Origin of the sequence: Azotosporobacter soli (assembly GCF_030542965.1) — a bacterium.
Taxonomy (GTDB): Bacteria; Bacillota; Negativicutes; order SG130; family SG130; genus Azotosporobacter; species Azotosporobacter soli.
On record NZ_JAUAOA010000022.1, the window covers coordinates 21,282 to 43,032 of the forward strand.

General features: G+C 49.4%; 21 protein-coding genes, 2 tRNA genes and 1 other RNA gene. 1 reads left to right on the forward strand and 23 read right to left on the reverse strand.

Going from position 1 to position 21,751, the window contains the following annotated elements; translation table 11 throughout:
- Nucleotides 1–108 precede the first annotated feature (108 nt).
- From QTL79_RS15045 to QTL79_RS15115, 15 genes are all read right to left on the reverse strand, one after another.
- Nucleotides 109–609: a HyaD/HybD family hydrogenase maturation endopeptidase gene (locus tag QTL79_RS15045; RefSeq protein ID WP_346355786.1), complete on the reverse strand. Its 501-nt coding sequence runs from the start codon at nt 607–609 to the stop codon at nt 109–111.
- A complete protein-coding gene (cybH, locus tag QTL79_RS15050; protein WP_346355787.1) occupies nt 569–1,273 on the reverse strand; it encodes a Ni/Fe-hydrogenase, b-type cytochrome subunit in 705 nt (234 codons plus the stop codon). The genes QTL79_RS15045 and cybH overlap by 41 nt, the downstream gene beginning before the upstream one ends.
- Before the next feature lie 11 nt (nt 1,274–1,284).
- Nucleotides 1,285–3,180, reverse strand: coding sequence for a nickel-dependent hydrogenase large subunit (locus tag QTL79_RS15055; protein WP_346355788.1), 1,896 nt, complete (start codon nt 3,178–3,180; stop codon nt 1,285–1,287).
- Nucleotides 3,181–3,194: 14 nt separating this feature from the next.
- A complete protein-coding gene (locus QTL79_RS15060; RefSeq protein WP_346355789.1) occupies nt 3,195–4,298 on the reverse strand; it encodes a hydrogenase small subunit in 1,104 nt (367 codons plus the stop codon).
- Nucleotides 4,299–4,324: 26 nt separating this feature from the next.
- A complete protein-coding gene (gene nirJ2, locus QTL79_RS15065; protein WP_346355790.1) occupies nt 4,325–5,317 on the reverse strand; it encodes a putative heme d1 biosynthesis radical SAM protein NirJ2 in 993 nt (330 codons plus the stop codon).
- An 89-nt stretch (nt 5,318–5,406) separates the two neighbouring features.
- Complete coding sequence (locus QTL79_RS15070) at nt 5,407–5,568, reverse strand: twin-arginine translocase TatA/TatE family subunit (protein WP_346355791.1); 162 nt, start codon at nt 5,566–5,568, stop codon at nt 5,407–5,409.
- An 83-nt stretch (nt 5,569–5,651) separates the two neighbouring features.
- Nucleotides 5,652–5,972, reverse strand: coding sequence for a thioredoxin (trxA, locus tag QTL79_RS15075; RefSeq protein ID WP_346355792.1), 321 nt, complete (start codon nt 5,970–5,972; stop codon nt 5,652–5,654).
- Between the two features lie 191 nt (nt 5,973–6,163).
- An RNA gene (gene rnpB, locus QTL79_RS15080) (RNase P RNA component class A) lies at nt 6,164–6,519 on the reverse strand.
- A gap of 47 nt (nt 6,520–6,566) precedes the next feature.
- Entirely contained in the window at nt 6,567–7,685 is a 1,119-nt protein-coding gene (locus QTL79_RS15085; protein WP_346355793.1) for a Nif3-like dinuclear metal center hexameric protein, read from the reverse strand.
- Nucleotides 7,676–8,365, reverse strand: coding sequence for a tRNA (adenine(22)-N(1))-methyltransferase (locus QTL79_RS15090; protein ID WP_346355794.1), 690 nt, complete (start codon nt 8,363–8,365; stop codon nt 7,676–7,678). The genes QTL79_RS15085 and QTL79_RS15090 overlap by 10 nt, the downstream gene beginning before the upstream one ends.
- 84 nt (nt 8,366–8,449) lie before the next feature.
- Nucleotides 8,450–8,524: transfer RNA gene (locus QTL79_RS15095), tRNA-Glu, on the reverse strand.
- Between the two features lie 10 nt (nt 8,525–8,534).
- Nucleotides 8,535–8,609 (reverse strand) — tRNA-Ile (locus QTL79_RS15100).
- A 55-nt stretch (nt 8,610–8,664) separates the two neighbouring features.
- Nucleotides 8,665–9,783, reverse strand: coding sequence for an RNA polymerase sigma factor RpoD (gene rpoD / locus QTL79_RS15105; RefSeq protein ID WP_346355795.1), 1,119 nt, complete (start codon nt 9,781–9,783; stop codon nt 8,665–8,667).
- 44 nt (nt 9,784–9,827) lie between these two features.
- A complete protein-coding gene (dnaG, locus tag QTL79_RS15110; protein WP_346355796.1) occupies nt 9,828–11,624 on the reverse strand; it encodes a DNA primase in 1,797 nt (598 codons plus the stop codon).
- A 161-nt stretch (nt 11,625–11,785) separates the two neighbouring features.
- Entirely contained in the window at nt 11,786–12,787 is a 1,002-nt protein-coding gene (locus tag QTL79_RS15115; RefSeq protein WP_346355797.1) for a deoxyguanosinetriphosphate triphosphohydrolase, read from the reverse strand.
- 76 nt (nt 12,788–12,863) lie between these two features.
- Here QTL79_RS15115 and QTL79_RS15120 point away from each other — a divergent pair, with 76 nt between their 5' ends.
- Entirely contained in the window at nt 12,864–13,343 is a 480-nt protein-coding gene (locus QTL79_RS15120; protein ID WP_346355798.1) for an LptA/OstA family protein, read from the forward strand.
- Between the two features lie 63 nt (nt 13,344–13,406).
- Here QTL79_RS15120 and QTL79_RS15125 read toward each other — a convergent pair whose 3' ends face one another.
- From QTL79_RS15125 to era, 8 genes are all read right to left on the reverse strand, one after another.
- The gene (locus tag QTL79_RS15125) at nt 13,407–14,240 is read right to left on the reverse strand and encodes a pyruvate, water dikinase regulatory protein (protein ID WP_346355799.1); all 834 of its coding nucleotides are present in this window, start codon (nt 14,238–14,240) and stop codon (nt 13,407–13,409) included.
- A gap of 122 nt (nt 14,241–14,362) precedes the next feature.
- A complete protein-coding gene (gene glyS, locus QTL79_RS15130) occupies nt 14,363–16,423 on the reverse strand; it encodes a glycine--tRNA ligase subunit beta (protein ID WP_346355800.1) in 2,061 nt (686 codons plus the stop codon).
- A gap of 4 nt (nt 16,424–16,427) precedes the next feature.
- Complete coding sequence (glyQ, locus tag QTL79_RS15135) at nt 16,428–17,303, reverse strand: glycine--tRNA ligase subunit alpha (RefSeq protein ID WP_346355801.1); 876 nt, start codon at nt 17,301–17,303, stop codon at nt 16,428–16,430.
- 353 nt (nt 17,304–17,656) lie between these two features.
- Complete coding sequence (locus tag QTL79_RS15140) at nt 17,657–18,073, reverse strand: DUF4342 domain-containing protein (RefSeq protein ID WP_346355802.1); 417 nt, start codon at nt 18,071–18,073, stop codon at nt 17,657–17,659.
- Nucleotides 18,074–18,100: 27 nt separating this feature from the next.
- On the reverse strand, nt 18,101–18,835 hold the full coding sequence (recO, locus tag QTL79_RS15145) for a DNA repair protein RecO (protein WP_346355803.1): 735 nt from the start codon (nt 18,833–18,835) through the stop codon (nt 18,101–18,103).
- Nucleotide 18,836: 1 nt separating this feature from the next.
- Nucleotides 18,837–20,138, reverse strand: coding sequence for a hemolysin family protein (locus QTL79_RS15150; protein ID WP_346355804.1), 1,302 nt, complete (start codon nt 20,136–20,138; stop codon nt 18,837–18,839).
- A gap of 62 nt (nt 20,139–20,200) precedes the next feature.
- Nucleotides 20,201–20,794 carry a DUF502 domain-containing protein gene (locus tag QTL79_RS15155; RefSeq protein ID WP_346355805.1) on the reverse strand — a complete coding sequence of 198 codons (594 nt, stop codon included), beginning with the start codon at nt 20,792–20,794 and terminating at the stop codon, nt 20,201–20,203.
- A 61-nt stretch (nt 20,795–20,855) separates the two neighbouring features.
- Nucleotides 20,856–21,749 (reverse strand): GTPase Era, encoded by an 894-nt coding sequence (era, locus tag QTL79_RS15160; RefSeq protein WP_346355806.1) that lies wholly within the window; start codon nt 21,747–21,749, stop codon nt 20,856–20,858.
- Between the last annotated feature and the right edge of the window lie 2 nt (nt 21,750–21,751).

A 21,751-nucleotide genomic window follows, 5' to 3' on the forward strand; every position in this document is an offset into this window, starting at 1 on the left:
AGATATTCGGGTTCCTTCGCCTACTCTGCCCTATAAAGATAATAACAACGTTATAAATAAAAAAACGCCGACCATTCGGTCACCGTTTTTTTATTTATGCACTCCTTTTCACCACTCGCCTAAAAGCGCCAGAACACGATTCAGCACCGGTTCAAGCATACTTTGTACAAGAGGACTGAGTTCTAGGCCAACTTCCAGCGATTGCGGCTGCACGCCAAGCACGATGACATCTTCGATCGGCCGCCCCAACAAACCCAGCGCCGCCAAAACTTCTTGCATCCCTAGCTGGTGAACCGATAATTTCGTTTGAAAATATTCCTGTATTTTAGCGCCGCGCAATTCATAAAGCGTTCCGGGCTCACGGTCACCTTCAATTGCGTCAATAAGCAGCAAACGTTTCACGCCGTCAAGATACTGCAGCAACCCAAACCCGAGCGTACCGCCGTCGACCACTTGGATATGCGCCGCAACCTTACCACTCCTTTGCAGTTCTTCTACGACCCTAACGCCAAAGCCTTCATCGGACAGCAAAATATTGCCGACGCCCAAAACCATGTTTTCGGTCATATCATTCCCCCAAATCCCGATGATCGACAGGTTCTTCCTCATAAAACTTCCTGCCGGATATCATGCCTGATGTTTCGCCGCCTTTTTCCATAACATCAGCCCGAAAGACCATATACACATGTACAATCACAAACAGCATGATCATCCACGCAACATAATGATGAATTACATGCACCATATATTCGTCCACCAGCCAATGATTGACGGGATTAATCATTTGCGCTCCTGCCCCATTCGGGCGGATCATCGCATACATAGCAAATCCGGTAACGCCTTCAAGCAAAATCATGCCATAGACCGAAGCATACCCCGTTCGAGCCAGTGAATTGCGCAAATAAGGTTTATGTTTCGTTCGCAAAAACATATAGTGCAACTGGGTATCAATCAAGCCATCCCAATAGCCTCTCGTCCAAAACTTAGGGAATAATCGGTCACCTTTATGCGTGATAAAACCGTACAAACGCAAAATCAAGGACGCCATCAAAATATACCCGGCAAGAAAATGAACATAACGGATATTTTCCATCGACAACAAATTATTGACCGCATACGTTGGTTCAACACCTGACGAACCAATAAAAAAGGGGTTGCCAATGTACAGTCCGGTAAAAAACAACAAGAAGATGCAAATCACCAAATTCCAATGAAATAAACGGGTCGCCGGACTAAAAACATAGTAACCGTGCATAATCGGTTTTGTTTTCATCGCCATCCCTCCTAATTTCGCAGGTAGGGGTCTGTATGCACCACCGTTATCGGTTTGCCGGTTACATCATAAAGATGCGTGGCGCAAGCCAGGCAAGGATCGAAGGAATGAATTGCTTTGAGAATTTCCAACGGTTTCTCGGCAATTTTAACCTTTGTTTCTAACATTGTCTGTTCATATGCTCCGCGTCCAGCTTGTCCATCTCTCGGACACGCATTCCATGTTGACGGAACAATCGCTTGATAATTGTCCACTTTTCCGTTTCGGATCACTACCCAATGGCTGAGCGCGCCACGCGGCGCTTCATGCAAGCCTACGCCGCGAGCCTTGGCTGGCCAAGTTGCCGGTTCCCATTTTTCCATATTGGCGACTGCAGTATCGCCCGCATCAATGTTTTTTACCAACTTATCAAAATAGTATTGACTAATATGAGCCATTAGCTGCCCTTCCAATGCTCTAATCACCGTTCTACCTAGCGTCGATACCATCCAAACCTGCGCTGCAAGTTTAAAATGTTTTGAAACCGCCTCAATTTGTTCAACCATCATTTTTTCGACCCACGTTGGTTCGATTACGCCTTTTTTAACTTTCGTATAGACGATAATATACCTGGCCAACGGACCGACTTCCGCAGTCTGCCCCCGCCACTTCGGCGTTTTAATCCAAGAATATTTTCCGTCCTCGTTTAGCTGCTGCCAGTGCGTTCGGTCGCCCTCTTTCGGTGCCGTATACTGCGGTGTCGTTTCCCCCTGCCAGGGATGCTTTTCCTTTTGCGCATTCGCATACGAATACCAAGAGTGTTCAACGCCTTCCGTCAACACCTCTTGATCAGACAAATCCTCTGGGCTTAGCTCATGGTAGACCGCTTTGTCAACCCCGCCGGCAAAGCCTTCCACCACGCCGTTGCTGCGCAGCAGCAAGTTTTTATGAAAATCTCCGTTTGTCGTTCCTGTATAACGATCTTCCGGATAATCACCAAAGCCCAATACGCGTTTTCCAGCCAAACCGCCGCCGTCAAGCAACCCTTTTTGTGCATAAATGGCGCCAATGGCCAAGACGTCTGGAACATAAAACAATTCGGCCGCCGCCACTCCGACACCGAGAGAGTTTTCAACAACTGCCAAACGCGCGCTGTTAATCGGCGCGTTCATGTCCTGCATTGAAATCGAACAGGGCATGCCGCCAACCACATAATGCGGATGCGGATTCTTTCCGCCAAACACAACGTGCGACGTGACAAGCTCGCGCTGTTTGTCCAGCATATTTAAATAGTGCGCAACCGCCATTAAATGAACCTCCGGCGGCAAAATATCATAATCAGGATGATCCCACCACTGCGCCGCAAAAATGCCTAATTGACCACTGTCTACAATTTGCCGAACCTTATCTTGGATCGCTTTGAAATATACAGCAGAGCCTTTCGGAAACTCCTTCGGATACGCGTCCAAATCATAACTGCGCGGGCCCTTCAAATCGAGATGATACGTCTCCAGCACTGTATTTTGCAACGCAGCCGTCGCCGCAGGATCTGCTTTAAGAGCCGCCAGCGGACTCACCCAGTCCAATGCGTGCAAATGATAAAAATGAATAATGTGATCCTGCAGGCATTGCGTCGCGGCCATGATATTGCGTATATAGTTGGCGTTTTTAGGTATCTCGATGCCCAGTGCATCTTCAACAGCCCGCAAGCAACCGAGAGCATGAACCGTCGTACAAACGCCGCAAATACGCTGCGTATAAAGCCATGCATCACGAGGATCGCGATCCTTGACAATCAATTCGATGCCGCGCCAGGCAGTGCCGCTCGATAGAGCTTCCGTAACCTTGCCAGTGGCTTCATCCACCACAACTTCAACTCGCAAATGACCTTCTATTCGATTGACGGGGTCTACGACAATACGTTTCATGCTCATCCCCCCTACTATTTCTCATCCTCTTTTGCTTTTTCTTCTTCCTCTGCGGCATGCTTTTTACTTTGAATGAGCGAAGCCGCACCATGTGCTGCAACGCCAAGCGTCAGAACACCCGCCGTTATCAAGCCGACCTTATCGGCATTCGCCACGGTCTGCGGCACCGGAATTCCCGGCAATCGCTCGTAAAACGGATCCTGATCCCAAAAATTATTCGCACCACAGGCAACGCAAGGCGCCCCTGATTGGACAGGATACGAAAGTCCATTCCACCAGCGCATGTTACCGCATGAGTTATACGCCTCAGGCGCTCTGCAGCCCATTTTGTATAAGCACCAGCCCGCTTTACTGCCGGCGTCATCAAACTTTTCCACGAACATGCCCGAATCGAAAAAAGGCCGACGATAACAAGTGTCATGGATTCGATTCCCATAAAACTGTTTCGGTCGACCTACGCTATCTAGCGGCGGCAGCTTGCCAAACAACGTATAGTGCATAATGACCCCTGTCAAAACCTCAGGGATTGGCGGACAGCCGGGAATCTTGACGATTGTCTTCCCATGAATTACATCGCTAACCGAGACCGATTTTGTTGGATTCGGTTTAGCCGCTTGAATTCCACCCCAGGCAGCGCAAGAACCGACTTCGAGTATAACCGCTGCGCCAGCCGCCGCCTGACGCAGGTTTTCCACAAACGGTTTGCCGCCAACCATGCAGTAAATTCCATCTGCCTCCAGTGGCACCGCACCTTCCACGGCTAAAATGTAACGTCCCTTATAGGCCTGCATCACTTGCTGCAAATGCTCCTCCAAGGGTTCACCTGCCGCCGCGGCCAGCACATCCATATATTCGAGTGAAATCATATTCAACAACACATCCGATGCCAAAGGCGTCTGCGAACGCAGTAACGTTTCATCGCAACCGGTACATTCGTGACCATGCAGCCAAATGACCGGGACGAGCAACTTGCGTTCCGCCGCCGCCACAACATCTTGCAACATTTCCGGAGCTAATCCTAAAATTGCCGTCAACGTAGCACAGGTTTTCAAAAAAGTTCGTCGACTCAGGTTGCGTTTTTCAAAAAGTTCCCGCAAGGTAGTTCCCAGTTGATCCACACTGTTACCCCCTTATCGCTTAGCTTTTATTTATTGCGTTGTCCCCGATCACACCAAGGCTCTTCGGCCATATAGTCGCCATCCGCATAGTAGTAAGCTCGGGCCCGGCAGCCGCCGCAAATATTGTCATAGCCGCACGTGCCGCAGCCCCCTTTCAGCTTTTCATGCCGCAAGCGCTGGAACACGTCGCTGTCACGCCAAATCACGTCAAAATCGGTCTCTCTTACATTGCCCACCGTCATCGGCATATACGGACAAGGATGAATATCGCCATTCGGCAATACGACGCAATAGCCGGTTCCCGCCAGACAACCGCGCGTGAAGCGCATCGGCATGTTTCTTTCCTTGGCAATGCGCATGAATTGCGGCGCACAGGTCGGCTTTAATTCAATCGACACCTCCAACTGTTTGTCTAAGATTCGATTTAACAACGCCTCATATTGCTCCGTCTTCAACGTCGTCTCTTCAATATCCTTCCCGCGTCCGGTCGGAACGAGGAAAAATACATGATGCGCCATCGCGCCGAGCTCTACTGCCAGATCGGTAATATCGGTAATTTCCGGTTCATTCCAATTCATTACCGTCGTATGGATTTGAAAACGCAAACCGGCCTCTTTGCAAGCCGCAATCCCTGCCATCGTCTTCTCCCATACGCCTTCCGCCTGACGGAACCAGTTATGCTTTTCCTTATCGCAGCTGTCGACGCTGATGCCTGCAGCGCCAAGTCCGGCTTCCTTCAAGCGCCTGGCCACATCCGGCGTAATTAAAACGCCGTTGGTGCCGAGTACCGGACGCAAACCAACCTTGGTCGCATGCGTGATCAATTCATAAATATCCTCACGCATTAATGGCTCTCCACCACTTAAGATAACAATCTTAAAACCCGCCTTGGCCATTTCGTCGAGCAGCTTCTTTCCTTCTTCTGTTGTCAGCTCGTCTTCGCGCCGTGTTCCGGCATCCCGATAACAATGCACACAACTCATATTGCAAGCTTGGGTAGTATTCCAAGAAATAATCATAACTAAAAAACTCCTCCTCATTTAGCAAAAAAGACTGCTTTCCCGACACAGCAGAAAGCAGTCTTCGATTACGACTCATTTCGCAGTTATTACGACTTATGTTCCTTCGAATCAGTTCCCGATGCGGCTTCTTTAAAATCACGCATACTTTTACCGATCGCCTTGCCAATCTCCGGTAATTTAGCCGGGCCAAAGACGACCAATGCAATGACAAGAATGATAATCAGTTCAGACATGCTAAAATTGAACATTCGCCAGCCTCCTTTTCAATAGTTACATTATCGCAGAATCCGTTCATTTAGACAATAGAAGACTGGTTTACGTTCAGCCGCCTTTAGACTGATTCGAGCGCGGCTTGCAAATCCTGACGGGGGCGAAAGCCAACCAGACGGTTCACTTCAGCGCCTTGCTTAAAAACGAGCAGCGTAGGAATTCCCATTACATTATAGTCGCCTGCCAGTTTTTGATTATCATCCACATTGACTTTGACGATGAGCGCTTTTCCTGCCATCTCTTCATCCAGGGCCTCTAACTCCGGCGCTACCATTTTGCACGGACCGCACCAAGGCGCCCAAAAATCTACCAAAACAGGCTGCGCAGCCTGCAATACAACTTCCTGAAATTCTTCTTTGCTTTTAATCGAAACGATTGCCATAGTAGTAGCCTCCTTTACCTCTCATTATCTGTATCACCATTGTAAGAAATAAAGCTTCATAAGTCAATCAGCATTCTCCTCTATATAGAAATAATTTTTTAATGATAGAAGTTATCCATTTCTATTTAACCCAGACAGCATGCCATGTAAAAAGCCCAGGAGATCTAAAATCTCCTGGGCTTTTTACATGGCATGGGAGCAATCAATAAGCCGAGTTTTGTTCCATCCGTAGACGGCGGCAATCATCTATCTGGTCTGCCGGTTGCCCGGCATCTCTAGCGACGCACCCGGAAGGTCAGCGAGCAGCTTCACACCTTCCCTATTTGGTCTTGCTCCGAGTGGGGTTTACCAAGCCGGCCAGTCACCTGACCGCTGGTGCGCTCTTACCGCACCGTTCCATCCTTACCGCTCTAGCGAGCGGCGGTTTACTTTTCTATGGCACTATCCCTAGGGTCGCCCCCGCTGGACGTTATCCAGCACCCTGCTCTTTGGAGCTCGGACTTTCCTCGAACGGGTCTGGCCCGTCCGCGATTGCCTTTCGTACTCCCATACGCACCTATACATTATGGACGAAAAATACGCTGCCGTCAAACATTAAATCCAGTCAAACACATCTTTCTGTTTCCCTGCCGTGACCTCGAGCCGCCACTTCGCCTGCCGCGCAAAGTCTGTTAAATAATCGGAAAGACTCGCAACCACCGGCCACTCCGTAACAAAATGTCCCGCATCAACGACCAGGATGCCCGCCGCTTCAGCACTTTGCGCTTCATGATATTTTACGTCACCGGTGATAAAGGCATCCGCGCCGGCAAATGCGGCCTTACCGATCAGTGAAGCTCCGCTGCCGCCGCAAACCGCAACTTTACGAATCATTTTTCCGTTCTGTCCGCCCGCAAAACGCAATCTGTTAACCTGCAGCGCCGTCTTTACTGAAGAAAGAAATTGCTCCATCTCCATCGCTTCGGGCAGAGAGCCGATCCGTCCCAGCGCATAGGCCTGTCCTTCATTTTCAAGCGAATACAAGTCATATGCGACTTCCTCATACGGATGCACAGCCAGCATCGCCCGAACAACACGTCGGCTTATCGACTCCGGCATGATCGTCTCGAGTCTGATTTCTTCAACTTCTTCCATCTTCCCAGGTCTTCCTATATACGGCTTTGCACCTTCATGAGCTAAGAAAGAGCCTACGCCCGCTGCACGAAACGTACAGCAGCTATAATTGCCGATATGTCCGGCGCCCGCTTTCGTCATCGCCTCCGCCACTTTTTCCTCATGCGTCTTCGGCACGAATACAACGATCTTAAGCAACTTTTCTCGCCCCGTCACCGACAGACCTTTCACTTCTTTCAATCCGAGCCGCTGCGCCAATACATCGTTAACCCCGCCTGCCGCTATATCCAAGTTCGTATGGGCGACATATACCGCGATTTCTTCTTTCAACAAGCATGTCAACAATCTTCCTTGCGGCAAGTCGGTACGGATTTGCGCAACCGGTTTGAAGATAAGCGGATGATGACAAACAATTAAATTTGCGCCTTTCTCTTTTGCCTCTTCCAAAACCGCTTCCGTCAGGTCAAGCGTCACTAAAATGCCATTGATATCTTGCGCCGGACTGCCGATTTGCAATCCGACCTGATCCCAATCCTCCGCCAACCGCCGCGGCGCCAATCGTTCAAGAGCCTCGATGATAACCTGACATTTTACAGACATGTCAACTTCTCCTTCAGCGCCTGCAATCGCTTGCTGCAAATCGCATACTTTTCTTCTCTCACCGCTTTGTCGCTTTCTTCCATCTGGCGCGTCACCGCTGTTAACTGCCTTATCATCTGTTCCAATTGTCGACGCAACAATGGATGGCGCTGTTGCCAAAGCAAGGGGCCTACTTCATAAAGAACATCCTCTATCGGCGACCATATTCCCGGCTGCGCAACAATAATTTCATAAATCCGTCCGTTATCTTCCACTAAATGTTCCTCCAGAAGATGCCAGCCCGCTTTCGCCAACCAACGTCGCACGGCCTCTCCTGCAACCATAGGTTGCAGGATCAGACGCTTCATCTGACCCACTATTTCCGGCGCCGCACTTAAAATTTCAACGATCGTAGCGCCGCCCATTCCCGCGATAACAGCCGTATCGACCTCGCCCGGCGTCAGCACGTCTAATCCATTTCCCAGCCGCACTGAGATCTCTTTCGTATAGCCGGCCGCTTCAACTGCCGCCAAGGCAGCCTGATACGGCCCCTTGACCACATCTCCTGCCACCGCCTTTGTGATTCGGCCCGCCAAAACTAATGCAATCGGCAGATAGGCATGGTCGGTTCCGATATCCGCGACAACAGCGCCCTGCGGCACACAAGAAGCCAGTGTCGCCAACCGATCTCCTAACTTCATTGAAATCCCTCCTTACCTTTTTATTTTCATTGAAAGTAAATGAAAGGATGCAAAGCCTATGCTTTGCATCCATGCTTATTCGTATGGTGACCCGTAGGGGACTCGAACCCCTGTTCCAGCCGTGAAAGGGCCGTGTCTTAACCGCTTGACCAACGGGCCATGTAAAGTGTGGTGGGCCCACCTGGGATCGAACCAGGGACCAGCCGGTTATGAGCCGGCTGCTCTACCGCTGAGCTATAGGCCCAAAGACTAACTCAACAGTATATATTGTAATCGAGACTTGTTGTTATGTCAATATTCTATTCTAAAAAGTCTTTCAGTTTCTTGCTTCGGCTAGGGTGACGCAGCTTACGCAGCGCTTTTGCTTCAATCTGGCGTATCCGTTCACGGGTTACACCAAAGAACTGCCCTACTTCCTCAAGCGTACGTGCACGTCCGTCATCCAAGCCAAAACGCAGGCGAAGGACTTTCTTCTCGCGTTCTGTAAGCGTTTCAAGAACTTCTTCCAGCTGTTCTTTAAGCAGTCTAAAGGAGGCAGCTTCAGCCGGCGCCGGTGCATCCTGGTCTTCGATAAAATCCCCTAAATGGGAATCTTCTTCTTCACCGATTGGCGTTTCCAGTGATACGGGTTCTTGAGCAATCTTCATGATTTCCCTTACCCGTTCTACGCTGATATCCATTTCCTTGGCAATCTCTTCCGGCTGCGGCTCCCGCCCGAGTTCCTGCAAAAGTTGTCTCGATACCCGGATCAGTTTATTGATGGTCTCTACCATATGCACCGGAATACGGATTGTACGAGCCTGATCCGCAATCGCCCGCGTAATCGCCTGGCGGATCCACCATGTCGCATAGGTACTGAATTTATAGCCTTTGCTATAGTCAAACTTTTCTACCGCTTTAATCAAGCCCAGATTACCCTCTTGAATCAAGTCCAAAAACAGCATGCCACGCCCAACATAGCGTTTGGCAATGCTGACGACCAAGCGAAGATTTGCTTCCGCTAAGCGGCGTTTCGCCTCTTCATCGCCTTGCTCCATCAGTTGTGCGAGACGGATTTCCTCTTCCGCCGAGAGCAGCGGCACGCGACCGATTTCCTTCAAATACATCCGCACCGGATCATCGATGCTGATGCCTTCCGGAATACTCAGATCGACATCATTATCCTCGCTAGCGGCTTCTTCACTATCCACCCTTGCTACGATCGGGCCTTGCCCCTCCGGAATTTCATCTAAGATTTCAACGCCTTTTTCTGAAAACATTTCATACATATCGTCAATCTCTTCTGGCGACAAGTCTTCGCTCTGGAGAGTATCCATGATCTCGCCGTAGGTCAGTACATTGCCATGCTTCTTACTTTTATTCAGCAGTTGCTCGACATGCTGTTCAACTGCTGGCGAATGTTGTTTCTTTTCTGCCATCTTACTCCCCTCCCCCAATCCTCGTATCAACGAGGACTAACGGTTTATCCTTGACGCAATTTGTTAATCTCATCTTGTATTCGTTGCATTTCTGCTAATTCCTGCAGATAAGTGCGATCTCCTATCCGTTCTAATTCTTCCGCTTGCTGTTTATGCCTTTCAAATCGGGCCTGCAAGCTATTATTTCTAATTGTTTTTACGCAATCATCGACTAAGCGAACCACGTCTTCCGGCGCAATATCGAGATGCATGATGTAGGAAAGTTCTTGCTGCAAACTTTCCTCGCGTCCAGCCGTCAGAACGACCTGCCAATCGCTTTCCACCTCTGGGCCTCCTGCCAAAACCATGGCCGCAATTTCACGCCGTCTCTCATCTAAAAAGTCCTCTGCGCCCACTTGTGCACTGACGTAGGGAATCAACGAATGGTCTTCCCACATCAAGCGTAATAAGTATCGCTCCGCCTGTTCCATTGCCAGATGCGCCTGTTTGTTCCAATTTCGCCCCGTAATCTGCGTATTGGAACGAAGGCTGCGATGCTTTCCCATTACCTTACGCAATTCGCTGCGCACCGCACTTTCATCAATTTGTAAACGCTGCGCCAGACGAATCACATAGTCGTTAATTTCGACCGCATTATCGCTGGCGGCCAACACCTGTACCGCACGATTCACAATCGCAACTTTACCATCCAGCGTTGCCGCATCACCCGCTTCAAACGCTTTCGTGACCTGATATTCCAAGGAACTCGGCGCCTCTTCCATTAGTTTCCGAAACGCCTCGCCGCCTTTTCGGCGCAAAAACCCATCCGGATCTTTGCCTTCCGGTACAGACAGCACTTTCACTTTGGCGCCCATACCACGCAAAATTTCAAGCGCCCGCTGCGTCGCCGACTGCCCTGCCGCATCACTGTCGTATGCAATCACGATTTCACTCGCTTCCCGCAGCAATAATTTGGCCTGCTCCGGTGAAAACGCCGTCCCCAATGACGCGACTGCATTCTCGACGCCAGCTTGATGCGCAGCAATGACATCCATATAGCCTTCCATTACAATGGCTTGCCCCATTTGACGAATCGTCTTCTGCGCCACCGAAAAGCCAAACAGGAGTTGACGTTTGTTAAAAACAAGGCTTTCTGCAGAATTCAAATACTTTGGCTGCCCCTCATCGAGTACCCGTCCGCCAAATCCCACGACGCGTCCCCGAGCATCGCTGATCGGAATCATGATGCGGCCGCGGAATCGGTCATAGACGCCTTCACCCTTTTCTCTTTGCAGCGCCAGTCCAGCTCTCACCATCACGTCATCAGCCAAGCCTCGTTGTTTAAGCGCCAAGGACAACTTATCCCAGGCCGGCGGTGAAAAACCGATTTGAAAGCGCTGGATAATTTCCTCACTAATACCACGTTGTTCCAAATACTGTAAGGGTTCTTTACCGTATGCGCTCTTCAGCAGACAGGCTTGGAAAAATTCCTTAGCTAATTCGTTCGCCCTATATAACTTCGCTAATTCCTTTTCTCTGGCCATCTCTTGCGCCGTCTTTTCTTTTTCCGGCACCGGAATATTTAGTTTCTGAGCTAACAACCGCGCCGCTTCAAAAAAAGACAGGTTCTCAATTTTCATCAGAAAATTAATGACATTCCCTCCGGCTTGGCAACCAAAACAGTAGAAAAAGCCTTTGTCCGCCGCAACCGAAAACGAGGGGGTCTTTTCATGGTGGAACGGACAGCATCCCCAATAGTTTTTGCCTTTTCGTTTCAGCGGTACATATTCTGCGATTACACCAACAATGTCGCCTTCTGCTCGCAACCGGGCAATCCATTCCTCAAAAGCCATGTCCTTCATCTTTATCACCTACAACCCGTTGCCTTAGCACTTTAACAGAATTTCAGCAAAAATCAGTTAAAATTCACCACTCTGTGTAAATTGCAATACATAGTATTCCCCATTAAATCAGATTTTCCTCTTTCCCTATTGACAAATTTATTATTCTGATTATTAAGAACCTAATAACTCATCCATTTCGTGGGAACAAAAAGTTTTTCAAACAACTGCACCGCATAGCCATCGGTAAGGCCGGCAATATAATCGACGATCGTTGTCTCCAGTCCCCATCTATCTTCACGCTCTAAATATTCACGCGGTAATTTATCCGGCTGCGCAAAAAAATAATCATATAATTTATGGATCACATACTGCGCTTTTTTTCGATCTACTTCTAATTCAGACGCACGATAGATCCTCTGAAACATAAATTCGCGAAACAGCCCCATCGCCGCCGTCACTTGTTCAGACATCCGTATTTCGGTGCGACCTTGCGACTGTTGTATCATATCTGCCACCATGATCATGATCATGCTGGATGGTTTTATGCCCAGTACGGTGCTTACTTCCTTCGGCAGGTCCTCGATTTTCAAAAGTCCGGCGCGAATGCCGTCGTCATAGTCATGACAAAGATAGGCGATGCGGTCGCCAATCCGCACGATATTCCCTTCCAACGTGAATGGTTTATTCTCGCCGGTATGATTTAAAATGCCATCCTTCACTTCGAGCGTCAGATTCAGCCCTCGCCCTGAACGCTCCAAGAATTCCACGACGCGCAAGCTTTGTTCATTATGACGATAACGTCCCAAGATATCCTGTAACGCATATTCGCCCGCATGGCCAAAAGGCGTGTGCCCGACATCATGCGCCAACGAAATAGCTTCCGTCAAATCTTCATTCAGCTGCAATCCTCGTGCAATCGTCCGGCAAATTTGCGCCACCTCGAGACTGTGCGTCATACGCGTCCGATAATGATCCCCCGGCGATATATAGACCTGTGTCTTATGTTTTAGACGCCGAAAAGCTTTCGAGTGAATGATCCTGTCGCGATCGCGTTGAAAAGTCGTACGAAATTCGCACGCGGTTTCCGTTTCGGCTCTTACGGCATCCTTACTCCGCGTCGCCGTCGGCGCCAGCAACTGCTCTTCCTGTTCTTCAATGCGTTCGCGTATTGTCTTGTCCATCTGTCGCCACATCCTCCCGCCCTATGAAAACAAACATTTTTCTGCTATAATGATAGCCAGAAAGAAGGTGAACCCTATGAAATCTCGCATATCAATCAGTTTGCTCGTACTGCTTCTTTTGTTCTGTTCCAGCGCATTTGCCGCTAAGCCCGTCATTAAAGCCGATCAACAATATCTTGATATCAATACCGGGCTATACGTCCTAAACGGTCATGTCTATATCGAAGGCGCCAACCGCGTCATCACCGCCGGGCAGGCAAAGATAAATATGTCCAGCATGGAAGTCTGGGCCTCTGAAGGCGTCAGCCTCCGCCAAGATGATATTTACTTCACCGGCGATACTGTTTATATTTACGGTACGCAAAACAGAGCCGACATAACCGGCAACGTCACCTTGTCTCGCAGCGGGTTGAAAATCCAAGCGCTCCAAACAGAATACAATTGGGATACCAAGGTCGCTACCTTTACCGGGCAAGTCCAGGTGGCGCAAGACGGCGTTCCGCCCTACACGGTTGAGAGTCTGAATTATAACGTGGTCACAAACACCATACTGTAAATTTCAGCACGCAAAGCACCCCCGTCCGAATGGTCAGGGGTGTTTTTTCGCGTGTCTAAGCGTTCAGGCTTCAACGCTACGAATCGCACAGCCGTTCTCCCTTACCAATTGGAGAATCTTGCCCGCGGTCTCTTCAATCGCCTTATTCGACACATCCAGCACGGGGCACTGCAAACGCTCCATGATCTTTTTCGCATAAGCCAATTCCGCTTCGATACGCAAATCATCGGCATAAGCGGACTGTGCATCGAGTCCCATCGAACGAAGTCTTTCCATACGGATATTATTCAGCTTCTTCGGGTCAATGATTAGGCCGACAATACGGCAAGTCGGGATTTCAAATAATTGCTCCGGCGGTTCTACCTCCGGAACAAGCGGTACATTGGCCACCTTAATCATCTTGTGAGCCAGAAACATGCTCAGCGGCGTCTTCGATGTGCGTGAAACGCCGACCAAGACAATTTCCGCTTTTTTCAAACCCATCGGATTTTTTCCATCATCATATTTCACAGCAAACTCAATCGCTTCAACCCGCTTGAAATAATCATCGTCCAAACGATGAATCAAACCAGGTCTCAATTTCGGCGACATTCCTGACATTTTCTGACCGGCTTCCAGCATTGGCCCCATGATATCAACAGTAGGAACTCCGATTGCAATCGCCTGATCTTTCAGCGCCGCCCGAAGCTCCGGATTGACCAACGTATGGCAAATGAGGCTACGCTGGCTGGCGGCTTCGCGCATCGTGCGTTCCAACTGTTGCACCGTCTTAATATTAGGCACTCGCATAATTTCAAAGGTACCTTCTTCAAATTGGCTGGCCATTGCACGCGCGATCATTTCGGCCGTTTCACCGACGGAATCCGATAATGCATAAATCACCGTCACAGGACTCATTATCTATCACCTGCCTTTCTTTACATATACGCCCCACATCTGGAAAATCCTTCTCTTTACGCAAAGCCAAGAAAAAACTCTGCGCCGAACGATATCCGGCGCAGAGTTTTTTCTTTTTTCTCTTATGCAGTGACAATCTTGCTAAGATCGACAACTGGCGTCGCCATCGAAACAATAGCATGCAACAACGACAACCGATTTTCCTTCACCGCAATATCGTCCGCCATTACCATTACAGCATCAAAGAAAGCATCAATCGGCTCTGCCAATTCGCCCAGCGTCGAAAGCAATTCAGCAAACTTCTTCGCTTCAAGCAACACCGCAGCCTTGTCTTGCACAGCCGAAACCCGCTCGAACAAAACAACCTCCGCCGGATCGCTGAGCAATTCTTTCTTCACGCGACTCGTACCGCCATGCTTCAGCAAATTAGCCGCCCGTGTGAACGACTGCGCCATGGCCAGCCAATCCTTTCCGTCAACAGCCTCCGCAACCGCTTGCGCACGCAGCCACGCATCATAGACATCATCGCAGCCCACGGCCATAACGGCATCCACAATATCATAACGAATGCCCGCTTCGGAGAGAACATTCTTCAAGCGTAAACGGAAAAAATCCGCCAGCTCGTTCATCAGTTTTTCCTTTTTGTCCGGCGCGACATGCAAGAGTTCCGCACTGGCCTGACAGAGTTTCAACAGCGATACATGGTAACGCCCAGCCAAGAGAATATTGACAATGCCGAGAGCCTGCCGTCGTAACGCATACGGATCCTGTGAGCCTGTAGGAATCAGTCCGCGACTAAATGTCGCCACAATATTGTCCATTTTGTCAGCAATGCTGACCGCTTGTCCTGCGGGAGTAGCCGGCAGCTCATCACCGGCAAAACGCGGCAGGTAATGTTCAAAAATCGTTTCTGCGACCGCGTCCGATTCACCGTTTAATTTGGCATATTCACGCCCCATGATGCCTTGCAGTTCAGTAAATTCACACACCATACCGGTAACAAGATCTGCCTTCGCCAACAAGGCACCGCGCGCAATATCTTTCGCTTCCGTCTTGGCGATGCCAACCGCATCGGCTACCGCCAACGACAATTTCCCTAGGCGTTCCACCTTGTCATGCATCGTTCCCAGACCATCCTGGAATACAATCGTCTTTAATTTTTCGACCCGCTGAGCCAGCGAAACTTTCTTGTCTTCTTCAAAAAAGAACTTTGCATCGGCAAGGCGTGCGCGCAAAACGCGTTCATTGCCATGACGTACGATGTCGATATGTTCGCTGCCGCCATTGCGCACGGTGATGAACATCGGCAACAAACTGCCGTCCACCTTTTTCACCGGGAAATAACGTTGATGCTCACGCATCGGCGTCATGACCGCTTCCGGAGGCAATGCAAGATATTCCTCTTCAAAGCGGCCGCATAGCGGCGTCGGATATTCGACCAGATAGACGACTTCTTCCAGCAGCTCTTCATCAATGCTGGCGACGCCGCCCTGAGCTACCGCCAATTCCTGAACCTGTTGGCGGATCAGATTGCGCCGTTCATCCTGGTCCACTAATACATGTTGCTCACGCATTGTCTGTAAATATTGATCAATGGAAGCAACGGCGAACTCACCGCTGCTAAGAAAGCGATGCCCCCTCGTTTTATTGCCGGAAAGAACGCCGGTAATTTCCACCGGGACAACCTTTCCATCCAGCAATGCCAACATCCAGCGAACCGGACGGACAAATTTGACATCCCAGTTGCCCCAGCGCATATTTTTAGGAAAAGCGAGTCCAGACAGTAAGTCTGTCAAGAATTGCGCCATGACCGTTTCCGTAGCCTGCCCTTTTTCTTCGACAATCGCATATACATAGCCGTCACGCTGCACCAGTTCTTCCACGCTAACGCCTTGCCCTCGCGCAAAACCAGCACAGGCTTTCGACGGATTACCAGCCTCATCATAGGCGATTTTCAAAGACGGCCCCTTACTCTCTTTGACCACATCCGCCTGACGTTCCGCGATCCCTCTTACGGTCAAGACCATGCGTCTCGGCGTACCAAGCGCTTTCAATTCGCCATGTGCAATCCGAAGCTCCGCCAGTTTCGTACGCGCCAGATTATCTAACTGTTTCAGCACGCCTGGCATAAAACGCGCCGGAATTTCTTCCGTCCCTATTTCAAACAGCAATTCTTGCGCCATAATATTAGTTACCCCCTTTCAACATCGGATAGCCTAGTTTTTCACGCTGTTCCAGATACCCCTGCGCGCAAAGTCGTGCCATATTGCGCACCCGGCCGATAAAGCCGGTCCGTTCGCTGACGCTGATCGCGCCGCGCGCATCCAGCATGTTGAAGGTATGTGAACACTTCAAAACATAATCGTATGCTGGTAAAACAAACCCTTTATCCAAAACTCGGATCGCTTCTTTTTCGTACATATCAAAGAGTTGAAATAAGAGTGCCGTATCGGCAATTTCAAAATTATATGTGGAATGTTCCACTTCGTTGCGGTGAAAAACGTCGCCATAGCTGACGCCGTTAACCCATTCCAGGTCGTAGACGTTTTCCTTGCCTTGGATATACATGGCTAACCGTTCCAGACCATACGTAATTTCGACGGCAACCGGCTTAACATCGATACTGCCTACTTGCTGAAAATAAGTGAATTGAGTAATTTCCATGCCGTCGAGCCACACTTCCCAACCCAAGCCCCACGCGCCAAGCGTCGGAGATTCCCAGTTATCCTCAACGAAGCGGATATCATGCTTTGCCGGATCAACGCCGAGCCTCGCCAAACTTTCCAGATACAGTTCCTGGATATTGTCCGGCGATGGCTTCATGATGACTTGGTATTGATGATGTTGAAACAAACGATTCGGATTATCGCCGTAGCGTCCGTCTGCCGGACGACGAGACGGTTCCACATAGGCCACGTTCCAAGGTTCCGGTCCTAAGGCTCGCAAAAAGGTGGCCGGATTCATCGTACCCGCGCCTTTTTCCACATCATAAGGCTGCATCAGGATGCAATTTTGTTCCGCCCAAAACGTTTGGAGCGTCAATATCATTTCTTGAAAAGTCATGGTCGCGCCTCCTTGTATTCCTGTTTTTCCAAGCAATGCAGTGCGTCAAATGTCAGGTAAACAAAAAAGCCTCCCGTCCACTGTAACACATCTTGCATGTTACAGGGACGAGAGGCTTGAGACTCCCGCGGTTCCACCCTGATTGACCGCAAACAGCGGCCCGCCTTCATGATTATAGCGGTTTTTACTAGCTGGCCTGCCTACACATTCCAGTTTTCCTCCCGCGGCTCCGAAATGCCTTCATCGTCTTTGCCGGACTCACACCCTCCCCGGCTCGCTTGCTATGACGACTACTGTTTTTCATCATTGCCTTCGATAACTACTGTCAAATATACCAAAGACAAGCGTAATTGTCAATTGGTCTTATCCTCGTCATCAACGGTTGTTTCTTCGCGACTGCCATCCGTGCGCACGACTTCAATCGAACATTTTTTGAAAACAGCTGCCAACATGCCAAGAGCCGCGATTTGCGGCAGTACAACTGCGCCGATCGCGCCGATTGTCACCGGAATTTCAACCAGCACCTTGCCTTCGCTCTTAACGCAAATGCGATTGACATTCCCCTGGCGCACAAGATCCTTTACTTTGTCGACGACTTCGCCGCTACGCAAAGAGAATTCTTCGGTCCACCCCTTTGGTTTATGCGTTTCCAGGTGGATTAGCGCTTCAATCACACTGCCCTGACAAGCTTCTAGTGCAGCCTTTGCTTCTCGATAGGATACCCCGGTACGCTCTTTTACGGCATCAATTTTTTCCAAGGTGATTTCCATACAAACGCCTCCCATGCTTTTGATTTTTCATCTGCCCACCTGCCGGATAAATTCGGTGGATTTCAGAGGTTTATCTAAACAGTGGATCAAATAGTCCAACACCAGTCTTTCTGCTTGCACCAGCGTACTGCCGGTGATCTTAAATTCCGGCGGCGACATCCAATCCAATCTGCTCAGGACTTGAAGAAAAAGAATGGTTTCCGCATTGATCATTACCATGTTGTTCTCATTGCCGCACGTTTGGCAGCAACAGCCTCCGCTGCGACTGTCAAAGCGCGCAATCTCACTGTCCTTACCACAGAAAACACAGTAGTCAAGTCGGGGACTCAGCCCCATCTCACCCAATACCTGCCATGCCCAGGCCAGCGCAACCAGACGCGGATTTTTACGGCCGAGAAGCGTAAGCGCCGCCAGAAGCTTGTCAAACAATTCACTTTCCGGCTGGCGTTCCGGACAAAGTTCATTCAGCACTTCCAACATGAACATTCCATACGCCATCCGAGAAAGGTCTTCTTTTATATTACGAAAACTATTTTTGATTTCACATTGTTTTACCTGTTCAAACACTTTGCCCGGCAACAAGGATACTTCAACATGCGAAAAAAGTTGCATGCCCCCCGCTAACTGGCTACGCGGGCGCTTAGCGCCATACGCGAGCGCGCTGATCTTACCCATATCACGGGAAAAAAGCATCACTAAGCGGTCACTTTCTCCCCAGTCTTTGACCGATACTACAACGGCTTCCGCCTGATATCGTCCCATTTCATTCTTCTTTCTCGACAGTCGGCTCAATCCGTTCCGCTTTAACGCGAATGATTCGAAAGCCGCTCGATTCCAACACGGTAAACTGATATTCGCCAATCATCACTGCATCGTTAATTTCCGGCTTGCGTCCAATCAGCGCAAATAAGTAACCGCCAATCGTATCCTCTTCATGTTCTTCCAAACGAATCGCCAAAACATCGGTAACCTCATCTAGCAAGACGCGGCCATCGAATTGATAAACGCCGTCTTGCATGCGTTGGATTTCCGGCGCCACCACTTCATCATGCTCGTCTTGAATGTCGCCGACGATTTCTTCCAAAACGTCTTCAAGAGCCACCAACCCGGCCGTTCCGCCATATTCGTCAGCAACCACCGCCAGATGGATGCGGCGTCGGCGCATCAGCTGCAGCAGCTTGGCCACCGACATACTTTCCGGTACAACAAGAATTTCACGCATCACCAAACGCAAGTCCACATCTTGCGTCTTGCACAGATCAAAATCCATTAAATCGCGAATATGGATCATCCCTACAATATTGTCCTTATCGCCTTGGCATAGCGGATAACGGGTATGATTCGTCTCCCTGACCACTTTCATGTTTTCCTCATAGGAATCTTCAAGATACAAACAAATCATATCTTGACGCGGCACCATGATTTCACGTGCCAGGCGATCGGCAAAATCAAAGACATTATCGATCAATTCACTTTCCATCTGATTTAAAACGCCGCCGCGCTGGCTGGCGCTTAGAATCATGCGCAATTCCTCTTCCGAATGTGCTAATTCCGCCTCATTGGCGGGTTTAATTCCAAGGATAGACAAGATAGCACGCGCGGTTCGATTAAAGAGAAGAATCACAGGATAACCAATTTTATGAAAAACATAAAGCGGCCAACTGCAAAACAACGCCAATTTTTCGGCACGTTGTATCGCCATTGACTTCGGCACCAATTCGCCAATTACGATATGTAAAAAAGTAATAATCGTAAAGCCGACCGCAATACTCAAGGGGCCCAGAAGCCACGCAGCGTCCGGCATTATCTGAAGCAAAACGGGTTCCAGTAAGGAAGCAATCGCCGGTTCGCCCAGCCAGCCAAGCGCCAATGATGCCAGGGTAATGCCCAATTGCGTCGCACCGAGATACGTGTCAAAGGAGCTTAATATTTTCAAAGTAAGCTGCGCCTGGCTGTCTTCTTGCTGTGCAAGTTCTTCCAAGCGAGTCTTCCGCACCTTGACCATGGAAAACTCCGCAATAACAAAAAATCCATTCAGCAAAACTAAGAGCAGCGCTACCGCCACTTTAATCAAGCTATATAAGGGCGAGTCGATATTTCATCTCTCCTTTTATTGGTCTTCACCGCCTAGGATGCATTGCTTGCTGCTTCACTAGCCTTCGGCATGACCGCTCCGGCCGTCAACAAGTATTGCAGAACGCTTTCCTTCGTCACATCCAGTTTGGTGACGCTTCGGCTAGGCACTAAAATATTGAACCCCGAAGCCAGATTCAAACTCATCGGAATAAAAACACAGACATAGGGCTCCGGCAAAGCCGTCGCAATCGGCTGTGACGGTTCCGCCACAACAAAACCAATGGCTCGGCTCTCTGAGTGCGGATAAGGCACCAAGACCGCCTGACGGAACATATCTTCCGATTTAAACACGGCGCTTGAAAGTTGCTTGACGCTGCCGTAGATAAACTTGATACCGGGAATCGAACTCAAAACTCGTTCGCCTAAAGCCAGTATCCGGCGCGTCAGCCAATAACTCGACGACCAGCCCACCAAAATGATCAAGGCAAAGACCACCACCAGGCTAAGACCGGGAAACTGTATTGGCAGATATTGGCCCAGCAATTTTTCTGCGAAAACAAACAACTGTGCCACGACCGCATACGTAATCGCCAGCGGAACAATCACCATCAAGCCATTCAAAAAACGCTTGGACATCCAGTTCATAGTCACATTCCTCTTTATTCCAAATCATATCATCGGTGACTGCCAGCGTCAACCAAATGACTCAATCATAGCCAAAGGACCGCAGACTGCCTTCCTTGTTGCGCCAGTCTTTTTTTACCTTGACCCAAAGGTCCAAGAAGATTTTCGACCCCAGTAAATGTTCAATATCGAGCCGGGCCATCTTGCCAATCTCTTTCAGCAATGCGCCGCGTGCGCCGATGACAATGCCTTTTTGCGAATCCCGCTCCACATAAATGACGGCCCTGACATAGACGTCTTCATTAGGGCGCTGTTTAATCTCCTCGATGTCAACAGCAATGGCATGCGGTATTTCCTCACGCGTTGCATGCAGCACTTTTTCGCGAATCAGTTCAGCGATAACGAGTCGTTCCGGTTGATCAGTCACCATATCTTCCGGGAAATAATGCGGCCCTTCCGGTAGAAGCGCTTTTATTTCTTTTACCAAGCACTCCAAATTATCTTTTTTCAATGCAGAAATCGGGATAACTGAACTGAACTCACGTTTCGCCGCATACTCTTTGATAATCGGGAAAAGGTCTTCTCTGCTCATTTTATCGACCTTATTCACCACCAAAAAGACCGGGGTCTTGACCTGCGCCAGTCGTTCGAGAATATATTCTTCGCCTGCTCCGAAGCCCTCGCTCGCATCAACGACAAACAAGATCAGGTCGACTTCACGCAGCGTGTTTTCTGCCGCTTTCACCATGTATTCGCCTAAACGGTGTTTCGGTTTATGAATGCCCGGCGTATCAAGGAATAGGATCTGCGCATCTTCCTGCGTTAATACGCACATAATTCGGTTGCGCGTCGTCTGCGGTTTGTCCGACATAATGACAACCTTTTGCCCGATCAGACTATTGATCAACGTCGATTTCCCAACATTAGGACGCCCGATTACGGCAACAAAGCCGGATTTAAAATCTTCATTATTCATAT